Source organism: Pseudomonas sp. B329, assembly GCF_023127835.1.
Classification (GTDB): Bacteria; Pseudomonadota; Gammaproteobacteria; order Pseudomonadales; family Pseudomonadaceae; genus Aquipseudomonas; species Aquipseudomonas synxantha_A.
In genome coordinates this window covers 43,309-55,507 of sequence record NZ_SPKP01000027.1, presented here as the reverse complement: position 1 = coordinate 55,507, position 12,199 = coordinate 43,309, and the positions used below count along the sequence as shown (strand labels likewise).

The 12,199-nt window shown below is 55.8% G+C and carries 8 protein-coding genes; 4 read left to right on the top strand and 4 right to left on the bottom strand.

Annotated features, from left to right (window positions below):
- Nucleotides 1-211: 211 nt before the first annotated feature.
- The 4 genes from E4P00_RS15865 to E4P00_RS15850 form a co-directional block, all read right to left on the bottom strand.
- Nucleotides 212-1,981 carry a family 2A encapsulin nanocompartment cargo protein cysteine desulfurase gene (locus E4P00_RS15865; RefSeq protein ID WP_248132037.1) on the bottom strand — a complete coding sequence of 590 codons (1,770 nt, stop codon included), beginning with the start codon at nt 1,979-1,981 and terminating at the stop codon, nt 212-214.
- Nucleotides 1,956-2,888: a family 2A encapsulin nanocompartment shell protein gene (locus tag E4P00_RS15860; protein WP_248132035.1), complete on the bottom strand. Its 933-nt coding sequence runs from the start codon at nt 2,886-2,888 to the stop codon at nt 1,956-1,958. The genes E4P00_RS15865 and E4P00_RS15860 overlap by 26 nt, the downstream gene beginning before the upstream one ends.
- An 18-nt stretch (nt 2,889-2,906) precedes the next feature.
- The gene (gene epsC, locus E4P00_RS15855; protein WP_248132033.1) at nt 2,907-3,920 is read right to left on the bottom strand and encodes a serine O-acetyltransferase EpsC; all 1,014 of its coding nucleotides are present in this window, start codon (nt 3,918-3,920) and stop codon (nt 2,907-2,909) included.
- A gap of 80 nt (nt 3,921-4,000) precedes the next feature.
- Nucleotides 4,001-4,522, bottom strand: coding sequence for a rhodanese-like domain-containing protein (locus E4P00_RS15850; protein ID WP_248132031.1), 522 nt, complete (start codon nt 4,520-4,522; stop codon nt 4,001-4,003).
- A gap of 596 nt (nt 4,523-5,118) precedes the next feature.
- Here E4P00_RS15850 and E4P00_RS15845 point away from each other — a divergent pair.
- From E4P00_RS15845 to E4P00_RS15830, 4 genes are all read left to right on the top strand, one after another.
- Nucleotides 5,119-5,838: a response regulator gene (locus tag E4P00_RS15845; protein ID WP_248132138.1), complete on the top strand. Its 720-nt coding sequence runs from the start codon at nt 5,119-5,121 to the stop codon at nt 5,836-5,838.
- Nucleotides 5,835-7,241 (top strand): ATP-binding protein, encoded by a 1,407-nt coding sequence (locus E4P00_RS15840; protein ID WP_248132029.1) that lies wholly within the window; start codon nt 5,835-5,837, stop codon nt 7,239-7,241. The genes E4P00_RS15845 and E4P00_RS15840 overlap by 4 nt, the downstream gene beginning before the upstream one ends.
- Nucleotides 7,242-7,805: 564 nt before the next feature.
- The gene (locus E4P00_RS15835) at nt 7,806-8,981 is read left to right on the top strand and encodes an efflux RND transporter periplasmic adaptor subunit (protein WP_248132027.1); all 1,176 of its coding nucleotides are present in this window, start codon (nt 7,806-7,808) and stop codon (nt 8,979-8,981) included.
- Nucleotides 8,981-12,076, top strand: coding sequence for an efflux RND transporter permease subunit (locus E4P00_RS15830; protein WP_248132136.1), 3,096 nt, complete (start codon nt 8,981-8,983; stop codon nt 12,074-12,076). Before E4P00_RS15835 ends, E4P00_RS15830 begins: the two co-directional genes overlap by 1 nt.
- Nucleotides 12,077-12,199: the final 123 nt, after the last annotated feature.

The window sequence follows — 12,199 nt, the reverse complement described above, 5'->3', positions numbered from 1 at the left end:
AACCCCCTGCCCCCCCCCCCCCCGCTACCCAAAAAATCACGGCACAGCGTGAACTCATTGGCGAGTTGTTTCTATGGTCAGGAAGCAGGCGTGGCTTGATGTCGCTCCAGAACGGGTAAAACAACGCAAGCAGTACCAGGAAATACTCGAAGCACAATAACCGTTACCTGCCCCACCGGGGCGCAAGATTGCGCCCCGGCAAGACTGGAATCTACCTGCCCCGGCGGTGTGCCAGGCGTTGCACAGTGGCAACCAGTAGATCGACTTCATCGACAGTGTTGTAAAACGCCAACGAGGGCCGCACGGTCGCTTCGACACCAAAACGCCGCAGAATCGGCTGCGCGCAATGATGCCCGGAACGCACGGCAATGCCCTCCTGGTTGAGGGCAGTGCCGACTTCTTCGGTACGGTAACCCGGCAATACGAAGGACAACACGCTGGCCTTGTGAGCCGCCGTGCCAATCAACCGCAAACCTGGAATCGCCGATAACCCATGCGTGGCATACACCAGCAGATCATGCTCATAACGCGCAATGTTTTCCAGACCGACACGCTCGACGTAGTCCAGCGCCGCGCCCAATCCCACAGCATCAGCGATGTTGCCGGTGCCCGCCTCGAATCGCGCAGGGGCGGGCTGGTAAACCGTCTTGTCGAACGTCACGTCCGCAATCATGTTGCCACCGCCTTGCCAGGGCGGCAGGGTCTCGAGGAGATCCTTCTTGCCATACACCACGCCGATGCCGGTTGGCCCAAAGATTTTGTGCCCGGAGAACACAAAAAAATCGGCATCCAGAGCCTGTACATTCACCCGCAGGTGCGATACCGATTGCGCACCATCCACCAATACTCTTGCGCCGACGCCATGCGCCAGCGCAATCACTTCAGCCACTGGCGTGACGGTTCCAAGGGCATTGGAAACCTGCGTGATAGCCACCAACTTGGTTCGCGGGCAGAGAAGTTTTACGTACTCCTCCAGAATGATCTGCCCGGTGTCGTCCACCGGAATCACGCGGATTTTTGCCCCGACCTCGGCCGCCAACTGCTGCCAAGGTACGATGTTGGCGTGGTGCTCGAGTTGGGAGACGATAATCTCATCACCCGCCCCGATGTACTTGCGCCCGAACGTATTGGCGACCAGGTTGATGCCTTCCGTTGCACCTCGTACGAACACGATTTCATCCGATGAACGCGCCCCAAGAAAACGCGCCACGGTATTACGCGCGCCCTCGTAGGCATCGGTCGCCCGCGCGGCCAATTCATGCGCGGCGCGGTGGATATTGGAGTTTTCGTGTGCGTAAAAGTAGCCGAGGCGATCGATCACCGCCTGAGGCTTCTGGGTGGTGGCGGCGTTGTCAAACCATACCAAGGGTTTGCCATTGACCCGCTCGGCCAGGATCGGAAAATCCCGGCGGATGGCCTGTACGTCAAAACTCGCCCGGGCTTGAGGTTGCCCGCCCGCCTGTGGCGCCTTTTCCAGTCCTGGCGCCTGCGCCTGCTCGAGAAAGTAGAACTGCGCTGCGGATGACGACCGCGTGGGTGAAGGTGCAGGCTGCGAGTGCGTGAGCAAACTCCTCAGCGCATCGCCGTCCAGCCCCCCATAGGGTTGCTCCAGCAGTAGTACAGGCTGATCAACCGAGGTCGACTCGCCGCCAAAATAGTAAGAGGCACCTGGCACACCGGTGGTTGGAGTACCCGCAATACTGCTCCCCGGATAAACCTGAGGGATAGCTGCGGTATACGCTTCAGGTGAGCCAAGATTAAGACCATCTGCTGTGCCCGCCGGAGGCGCTAAGGGAGCAGCGTGCGGCAACGCCTCCAGACTCGGCGCATTACCCGGTCGCGGCGAACGAGCGCCGCCACCCGGCAAACTGGCAAAGAGTTCGTTGGCCAACTGCCCCAACACGCCAATATCCAGTAAACCATCGGGTGTTTGCGTCGCCGAGGCGTCAGGTGAATTACTTGTAAGTGTCTGGATAGTCATGATATTTGCCGACCTCCACATCATCGAGCACCGCTAGGGCATCCTCGGTCAGCACCGCCAGCGAGCAGTACAACGAGATCAGGTACGAAGCGATTGCATTGCGGTTGATGCCCATGAAACGCACAGACAAACCTGGGCTCTGCTCGCCGGCCACTCCTGGCTGGTACAAGCCAACCACGCCCTGGCGCTTATCACCGACACGCAGCAGCAGGATCTTGGTTTTGCCTTCGTCGTCGATGGGCACCTTGTCCGAGGGGATGAGCGGCAGTCCGCGCCAGGTCAAGAACTGCGAGCCGAACAGGCTGACGGTCGGTGGCGGCACACCGCGACGGGTGCACTCGCGGCCGAAAGCCGCGATGGCCAACGGGTGCGCAAGAAAAAAACCAGGTTCTTTCCAGACGCGGGTGATCAGCTCGTCAAGGTCATCCGGCGTCGGCGCGCCGGTCAGTGTGGAAATGCGCTGGACCGGATCGACACTGGCAAGCAGGCCATACTCCGGGTTGTTGATCAGCTCGTTTTCCTGACGTTCCTTGATCGTCTCGATGGTCAGGCGCAGTTGTTCGCGAATCTGGTCGTGCGGGCTGCTATAGAGGTCGGATACACGTGTGTGGACATCAAGAATTGTGCTGACTGCGTTGAGGAAATACTCCCGTGGCGCCTCCTCATAATCGACAAACGTCTGTGGCAACACCGATTCATCACGCTGCGAACACGCAACCTGAACGTTCAGCGGGTTTTTCACTCGGTTCAACCGGAAGATCCCCGCCTCGACAGGCGTCCACTGCAACAAGTGCACCAGCCAGCGCGGGCTGATCGTTGAAAGCTGTGGGACGGTCTTTGTCGCGTTCGCCAACTGGCGAGCAGCATTGTCGCCTAGCGCTTGACGTACATCCTGATTTTCAGACATGAATCACTCCATAGATTGTTATAGACGCACAGAACCGGACAGTTCGTCCCTATGACTACCTCCGCTGTCTGGCTGGTACTGCACGGTCGCCTGGGTGACGTTGCTGCCTGACGGCACGCTACGGGTCACCCAGACGTTCCCACCAATGGTGGAGCCGTTACCGATGGTGATGCGTCCGAGGATGGTTGCCCCGGCGTAGATCACTACGTGGTCTTCTATGATCGGGTGACGTGGCTGCCCCTTGAGCAATTGCCCGGACTCATCCGTCGTGAATCGACGGGCACCGAGCGTCACCGCCTGATAAATGCGCACATGATTACCGATGATCGCGGTCTCGCCGATCACAACGCCGGTGCCGTGATCAATGAAAAAGCTGTGGCCTATTGTCGCGCCAGGATGGATATCAATGCCGGTAGCACTGTGGGCAATTTCGGCGCTGATGCGCGCGAGCAATGGCAGCCCGGCCTGATACAGATGATGTGCCAGGCGGTGGTGTATTACAGCGAGGATGCCTGGGTAGCACAGCAACACTTCATCCAGACTGCGCGCGGCGGGGTCGCCGCGAAAGGAGGCGATAACATCCAGATCCAGCAGGCGCCGCAGGCCAGGCAGGGCCGCTGCGAAATCACGAATAATCCCTACCGCCGGTTGCTCCACATCCGTTAAGAGTTCGCCACGCTGCCGAGCGGCGTAGCGCAACTCCAGTCGAGCCTGCCCCAGCAATGCATTCAGCGCACGATCAAGCGAATCGCCTACATAAAAATCTTCGCTCTCCTCACGCAAGTCCATTGGCCCAAGGCGCATCGGAAACAACGCACCGTGCAGCAGGTCGAGTATCTGTCCAATGGACTGGCGTGATGGGAGTTCACGCCCCGCAAGCTCGCTCGCGCGCCCAGTGGTTCTGCGCCATTGAGCACGGACTTCGCTCAACTCGTTGACGATCTGGTTCAGTTGCCAGCCTGCCCGTTCAACAGGTAGCTCTGCAACGGGTAATGCCACTCGGCCAACATTTTCCGTCAACTCATCAAGCATAAAAATTCCATAGAGCCGCCCGCTGGGAGGTGTCATCAAGGTAAGAGGAGAACAGTTGGAAGAATGCGTTTCAGAGGTTTTCAGTCCTGAATCCAAGGCAAGTTCCAGTGACGCCAGCCACCACTTTCACCACGTTGCTGCTGAACATCACGGTCTCCCTCAAAGCCTTCGAGGACATTGAAGACCTGAGTAAAACCTGCAGCGCTGGCAGCACTGGCTGCTGCAGCGGAACGCTTACCGCTGCGACACAATAAAATCAAAACGGCCTGCCGCCCGGTCTTGCTTTCAAGCTCGCGTAAAAAACGCGGATTCTTGATCATCGCTGGGCCAATTTGCCAGGCAATGTGCAGACTGTCAGGGACGTGGCCGACAAACTTGAGCTCTTCGACAGTACGCACGTCGATCAACTTTGCCACTCCAGATTGAACCAAAGCCCAAGCCTCGGGCGGGTAAAGGCTACCGGCGTGGGCAGCACCGGTTTCAGCAGCCCGGGCCCGGGCCCGGGCAAACAGCACATCCGCACTGGTTGTAAAAACCGAAGTCAAATCCTGGGGACGCTGAGTATTGATAGTCACGGCGTCAATGGTTTTGGTGCCTGGCATGGTTCGTCCTCTAGTCGTCTGGTCGGGCTCTGCAAAGGTTGGGCAGTGCCATATTCAGGCTGAATATATGCCGCCCTCATATTCCATAAAATATTATTTTATTTTAATTATATAACCAAAACGACTAAGCGACCTATCCATAGCCTTACCAACGGGCGGATTGAAAAAGCCAACTGTTCTTCGCATCTCATACCCAAATGCTCTTTCATTCTGTCGATGTATGAAATCTGATTCATAGGGGAAATTTCACCAAAACGCTCTCTTCCTGAAAAAGAGTCGGCACCGCTAATTTAGCTCAACCGAAACCGCTCCGTTCAGAACGCAGACAAACGTTGAAAAACCACTAGCACCATAATTCCGGCGCTATGGTTATGCTTATTCGTTACTTCGGAAATACAAGGGTGCTGAGCATACTTATTGTTCTACCCACCACAGAAATGTTTAAAACTGTGCCAAATCCGACCTGGGATACACCTTGATAAGAAATGACTGATCTGGGGCTTTGCTCTTACAAATTAAATGCCCAAGAATCGATGCCATGGCATACGTTTTTTATACACCTCGTCAGCGCATCGAAAATCTCGATTGGAGTGTTCATGGAGTCGTCCCCACACATCATCATTGTTGACGATCATCGTGACATTCGTGATCTCGTAGGTAAGTATCTCGCCCAACATGGGTACCGAATCAGCATGGCCGAAGGCGCCGTGGCGTTACGTCACTTGATGGAACGTCACGCGCCGGACCTGATTATCCTTGACGTCATGATGCCCGGTGAGGATGGTCTGAGCATATGCCGTCAGTTAAGCGCCACCAGCCAGATTCCAATCATCTTCCTGACAGCGATGACCGAAGAGCTTGATCGAATAATCGGCCTCGAACTCGGCGCCGACGACTATCTTTCCAAACCCTTTAACCCACGGGAGCTACTTGCGCGTATCAAAGCGGTGCTACGACGGGTCAATAGTCTTCCACCACAACGTGGCATTTCAAAATCGAACACACTTCGCTTCGATCAGTGGATCCTGCATGTGGGACGTCGAGAATTGCTCGGCGATGACGGCATTGCCATTCCCCTGAGCACTGCGGAATTTCGGCTGTTGAACGTGTTTCTGGATTACGCGGGTATTGTCCTTAACCGTGATCAGCTGCTTGATTTGACAGTAGGTCGAACCTCGGATTACTTCGATCGCAGTATTGACAATCAGGTCAGCCGACTGCGCAAGAAAATCGAAAGCGACCCGCGTGCACCGGTTTTGATCAAGACCCACTGGGGGGGAGGCTACAGTTTCACGGTTCAAGTTGAACGGGCATGAAGCGTATATGGCAACGTAGCTTGGCGGCGCGCTTCATTCTCCTGCTGCTGCTGGCACTCGTCGTTTCTCAGGGTGTGGGGTTCTTGATTTCTTGGGATGAACGCGACCAAGGGCAACGGGCATCATCCAAAGCCGAATTTTTCAGCAGAACAGCATCATTGGCACTTCTACTGGACAGCACCCCTACCGCACTTGGACAGGATATCCTCCTCGCCAGTGGAACCAACTTCAGCCGATTCTGGATTTCACCTGATGCCTCCAACGACGCCTCGACCTGGTGGAGCGAAGCCCGCGCGCATCTGATCGAACCACTGCCCTATGAAGACGCCTTATCCGATCAACGCGAATGTATTATCGATGTGAAATCTCCCCCCGCAGAAACCCTGGATGGGCCGCGACTCTGGAGCAGTCTATCTGCGCAAACCTGGCCCATTCCCACTCCGGCCAGGTATCTGGCTTTGGAGCCGCTCAATGGATGGGGGTTGGCCGTCCCGCTGGCCGACGGCTCATGGCTCAATGCGGTTTATTCAAAATCCACTCATCATTTTTCCTTAACATCACAGTCGCTGCTGACGCTTACCATTACGGCGTTTGCTCTGTCGTTGATCGCCATCGTGGTGGCTCGTGGCATAACTCGGCCAATGCGTCACCTCGCCGCCGCAGCCGAGCTATTGGGGCGCGGCGAAACAGTTCCACCGCTGGCCGAGTCAGGCCCCGACGATATACGCCAGACGGCCGAGGCGTTCAATCGTATGCAGGCGCGCATTCAACGCTTTATCGAAGACCGGATCCGAATACTAGCGGCCATAGGTCATGACCTACGCACACCGATTACCTCGCTACGTTTACGTGCAGAATTTGTCACCGATCCTGATATCCAGGAAAAATTACTGGTCACCATCGAAGAAATCAGAAGCCTGACGGAAACCGCCATCACGTACGCCCGTGAAGAAGCCCCCGTTGAGCCGACGCGTGCAGTAGATGTCTGCGCGCTCGTCGAAAGTTTATGCGATGACTTGGCTGAGTTGGGCCTGGTGGTTAGTTATAGCGGCGGTCCGAAAACAATCTATCGCTGCCGTCCAGATGCACTACGAAGAGCCCTACGCAACCTGATTGAAAATGCCGTTCGCTATGGTGAACGAGCGCGAGTAAGCATCAGCTACGCAACAAGCAGCCTCGATATCATAGTCGAGGATGATGGCCCGGGCATTCCTGAAATCGCACATGAACAAGTGTTTTCCCCTTTTTTCAGACTTGAAAGTTCGCGCAGTCTTGCAACAGGAGGTGTGGGCCTGGGGTTATCCATCGCACGAGCCATTGCACGTCACCATGGCGGCGATATTAGCCTCAACAATTTGCAAAGTGGTATGCGCGCGGTACTAACGCTGCCGATTAATCACTGACACTTTGCGACAAATACGATCACTCCTGACAAATCCACCACACAAACAAGGGGTAAAATTTTCGGAAATCTGGGTACTGAGCCACTCAAAAATGAACAACCATTCAGCGGCAGTAGCCATTGTATTTCTTCTGATACCCCCTGTTTCGTTCGCAGACGTGTCAAACCCGGTGCCCCCCCCAAATTATGCCTACGGCATGCCGCTGGATATCGCACGCATAGTGTCCCTGGAAGAGCCTGATAGCCGCACCTGCAAAGTCGTCGAAGCGAAGATGACCTATTTGAACAGCTTGGGCCAACTTAAAACCCTTACTTACAGAAAACACGCCGACGTCTGTAGTAATAACTGATAGCCCAGGAGCAACACATCATACGCGCGCAGCCTTGAAGCCGAAACATGGGCCGCAGTGATACCGCCCTTTCTTACTACGGCTGTGAACCCGGAGCAATTATTGCGCTATAGCCTCAACAGTCCGGGCGCAGCGTTTTTTATTGCCGTCGCCATCAACGGCTCGGCTAGTAGTTACGGTATGTAACTACTCCATCTGTCGGAGATATGCCCATCATGCCGCGACTCAAACTGCCCTCACGTCCATCCCGACTTTCCCTGATTTTCGCAGGGCTGATTGCCACCGGCACCGCAGCCTACTACTGGTCGCTGGAAAAACCGCCGGTCGACGCGCTTTCGCCGCCGCCTGTACCCGTTCACGTGACCCAAGTACAACAACGCGATATGCCGGTCATGATCCCGGTGCTTGGGAGCGTCCGCTCTCTGCACAGCGTCGAGGTTCGTACTCAGGTAGATGGATTACTACTCGAACTCCCCATCAACGAAGGGCAATTGGTAAAGGCAGGTGACCTGCTGGCGCGCATCGACGATCGCGCAATCGTTGCGGCACTTGAGCAAGCGAAAGCACAACAAGCCGTTGCGCAGGCCCAACTGGCCGCTGCCAATGTTGACCTGCAACGCTACCGTGCGCTGGGGGAGCTAAAAGCAATTTCAGGCCAGACCCTTGATCAACAGATCGCTCTGGTTGCCCAGTTACGCGCAACTGTTCAAAGCCAGCAAGCCAGCGTAGTTGCCAATCAAGTACAACTTTCCCACACCCGGATCCACTCTCCCGTCACGGGGCGTGTGGGTATCCGTAATGTTCATCAAGGCAGCTATGTACAGGCGAATGATGTCCAAGCCTTATTTTCGGTAATTCAGCTGGACCCAATCAGCGTTGAGGCGGCCCTACCTCAAGCCCGGCTAGCACAGTTACAGGCGCTGTCAGCCCGCCTGGAACAATCCCCTGCCCCCATGCTGGCGTACTCAAGCCATGGAGGTGCACTTTTGGGCGAAGGCTATGTAGCCCTAATTGACAATCGAATTACCGATACAACCGGAACCTTGAGAATCAAAGGCAACTTTGCCAATTCCCAAGGACTTTTATGGCCGGACCAGTCGGTCGTTGTCAAAGTGCAGGCCGACACCTTGCCCAATGCGTTGGTGATACCGCAACGTGCATTACGCCAGGGTGCAAAAGGCAGTTTTGTCTGGCTGATCAAAGAGGACAAGGCGCTTCCTTATCCGGTGCAAGTGACTTACTCCGATGCGGAGGTCGCCGTCGTCGAAGGCATTCAGACCGGCGATACAGTCGTTTCTGATGGTTACTCACGCTTACGTCCACAAATCAGTGTTCGTATTGTCGAGACGAACGACAGCAGCGTGCCTCCTTCTCCGAAAGGAGGCGTTTGATTATGACGAAGCCCAGTGTTTATTCCTGGTGCCTCAATCACCCCATAGGCACCATACTGCTGACCCTGGCCGTGGCAATGCTGGGTGCGATCGCCTATCCGCGCCTATCCATCGCGCCGCTGCCTGAAGCCGACTTTCCGACCATTCAAATTACCGCCAACATGCCAGGTTCCAGCACTCAAACCATGGCAACTTCTGTAGCCACCCCTCTGGAAGTAGAGCTGAGCTCAGTCCCCGGCATCAGCGAAATGACCTCATCCAGTTCCCTGGGTATGGTGACGTTGACGTTGCAATTCAACCTTGCAAAAAATATCGACACCGCAGCCCAGGAAGTTCAAGCAGCAATCAATAATGCATCGGCACGTCTTCCCAGCGACATGCCCAGTTTGCCGGTATGGCGCAAGGTTAACCCCGCAGACGGCCCGGTCCTGATTCTCAGCGCCTACTCAACCAATATGCCGCTGACTGAAATCAGCGATCTTGCCGAAACCGTACTGTCGCGCCAACTGAGCCAGATCGAGGGTGTGGGCCAGATCAGCATCGTGGGCCAGCGTCGCCCAGCGATTCGTATCCAGGCACGCCCGGAGGTGCTTTCGGCAGCGGGTGTGACGCTGGCTGACATCCGCGAAGCCGTGCAGCGAGCGAGTGTCAACTTACCCAAAGGTGTCCTGTACGGTGCAAACCGGATATCCACACTGGAAGTTAACGACCAATTGTTCGAACCGGAAGAATATGGCGACGTTATCGTCACCTATCGCAACGGCTCGGCTGTTCATGTGCGCGACCTTGCAACTGTCACCCTCGGATCACAAGAGGACTATACCGCGGCTTGGCCAAACGGCCAGCCGGGGGTTGCACTGGTGATTCGACGTCAACCGCAAGCCAACATCGTCGCCACTGTTGATCGCATCCAAAATGCCCTACCCCAACTCCAGGCTGCGTTACCCGCAGACATGACGGTAGAAGTATTGAATGACCGTACCCGTACCATTCGCTCTTCCTTGCATGAAGTGCAATTGACCCTGGCAGTTGCCATCATTCTGGTGCTGGGGGTGATGGCGCTGTTCTTGCGCCAGTGGTCAGCCACGCTGATCGTCACCACGGTGCTGGGCGTATCGTTGGTATCGACGTTCGGGGTGATGTACCTCGCGGGATTTACGTTGAATAACCTGACGCTGGTCGCCATCGTCATCTCGGTTGGCTTCATTGTCGACGATGCCATCGTGGTCATTGAGAACATCCACCGTCACCTGGAGCTGGGCGAAGACAAAAGAACGGCCGCATTGAAAGGCATCCAGGAGATTGGCTTCACAGTGGTCTCGATCAGCGTGTCATTGATCGCAGCCTTTACGCCCCTACTGTTTATGGGTGGAGTGATCGGGAGGCTGTTCCGTGAGTTTGCCCTGACTGCCGTTGCTGCGGTCAGCATTTCGGTCATCGTCTGCCTGACGCTTGCGCCTACGTTGGCATCTTTGTTCATGAAGGCGCCAGCTCAGCATCAAACTTCAAAAACAGGCCCGTTCGCCAGACTGATTGGCGTCTATGACCGAGCGCTGACTTGGGCATTAGGGCATCAGCGTTTTGTATTAGGTGTGTTTCTGGGCAGCGTGCTGCTGAGCGGGACCAGTTTTGTGATGATCCCAAAAGGATTCTTTCCACTGCAAGACACCGCCTTCATCATGGGTTTTTCCCAAGCCTCTCCAGATATTTCTTATGACGAGATGGTGGCCAAACACAAACAGCTGGAGGCGATTTTCAGCAAAGATCCGGCAGTTATCAGCCATAACCATGCGGTTGGCGGCATCATGACGGATTCGATCAGCAACGGCCGTATTTGGCTGGTGTTGAGTGACCCTGGGAGCCGCGATGCATCAGTCAGTGAGGTCATCGATCGGCTCCGTCCGCAATTGGCGCAAGTACCGGGTATCCAGGTTTTCTTGCGCGCCGTCCAAGACATCAACCTCAGCGCTGGTCAGCCCAGAGCGCAATACCAATACGTGCTTCGGGCTCAAAGCAGCAATGAGTTGGCGACCTGGACCACCGCCCTGGCCGACCGACTGCGGGCCAACCCGTTGTTCCTGGACGTTTCCCATGACTTGCAACTGGACGCCAACGTTACCCGCATCACCTTGGATCGTAACGAGGCCGCCCGCTACGGCTTTACTGCTCAAGATCTTGACAATGCGCTGTACGATGCCTTTGGCCAACGACAGATTTCTGAATATCAGACGGAGGTGAATCAATACCAGGTCGTGCTTGAGCTCGATGGTGCTCAGCGCGGAAATATCGAGAGTTTGAGTTATTTTCATCTGCGCGCTCCGCAGACCGGCGAGATGGTACCGCTGCTGGCGTTTGCCCGAATTGAACCGCCCCGGAACGGACCTTTGGTGATCAATCACAATGGCATGCTGCCGGCTTCCAACCTGTCGTTCAACCTGCGTTCCGGTGTCGCCTTGGGCGAGGCGGTCAAAGCCCTGCAGAGTATCGAGGCAGACATCGATATGCCCGCCTCGGTAAGCGGCACCTTCCAGGGCTCGGCACAGGCATTTCAATCGTCACTGGCTAACCAGCCCTTCTTGATCCTCGCGGCGCTGTTGGCCGTCTACATCATCCTGGGTGTGCTGTATGAAAGCCTGGTGCATCCGTTGACAATCCTCTCCACCCTGCCCTCTGCCGGTATCGGCGCGATTTTACTGCTATGGGCCTGGCAGTTGGACTTTTCGATCATGGCGTTGATTGGTTTGATCATGCTGATCGGGATCGTCAAGAAAAACGGCATCCTACTGATCGACTTCGCCATCCAGGCCCAGCGCGAACAAAACCTGTCGGCGCAGGAGGCCATCCATCAGGCATGCCTGGTACGGTTTCGGCCAATTCTGATGACGACCCTGGCGGCCCTGCTTGGTGCCGTACCGTTGATGATGGCGTTCGGTACTGGGGCTGAACTGCGCGAGCCGCTGGGCGTCGCTATTGTTGGCGGCTTGTTACTCAGCCAAGTGCTGACGATGTTGACGACTCCTGTGGTCTTTCTGGCTCTTGATCGGCTGTCTCAGAAGCGTAAACAACATCAGGCTGTGTTGGAGCCCTCCAAGTAAATGAGTCAACCAGCCCGTCAATTTGTGCTGGTTCTGCTGGTGAGTCGGGCTCTACACCCCGATTCACCTTCACTTCATCCGCGCGGCTCACTCCGGTGAACATTTTGCGCCTCCTCAAAATGA

Excerpts from the sequence above, each read along its gene's own strand:
- E4P00_RS15865 (WP_248132037.1), bottom strand. The coding sequence starts at position 1,981 with ATGACTATCCAGACACTTACAAGTAATTCACCTGACGCCTCGGCGACG.
- E4P00_RS15835 (WP_248132027.1), top strand. The coding sequence starts at position 7,806 with ATGCCGCGACTCAAACTGCCCTCACGTCCATCCCGACTTTCCCTGATT.
- E4P00_RS15840 (WP_248132029.1), top strand. The coding sequence starts at position 5,835 with ATGAAGCGTATATGGCAACGTAGCTTGGCGGCGCGCTTCATTCTCCTG.
- E4P00_RS15845 (WP_248132138.1), top strand. The coding sequence starts at position 5,119 with ATGGAGTCGTCCCCACACATCATCATTGTTGACGATCATCGTGACATT.
- epsC (WP_248132033.1), bottom strand. The coding sequence starts at position 3,920 with ATGCTTGATGAGTTGACGGAAAATGTTGGCCGAGTGGCATTACCCGTT.
- E4P00_RS15850 (WP_248132031.1), bottom strand. The coding sequence starts at position 4,522 with ATGCCAGGCACCAAAACCATTGACGCCGTGACTATCAATACTCAGCGT.
- E4P00_RS15860 (WP_248132035.1), bottom strand. The coding sequence starts at position 2,888 with ATGTCTGAAAATCAGGATGTACGTCAAGCGCTAGGCGACAATGCTGCT.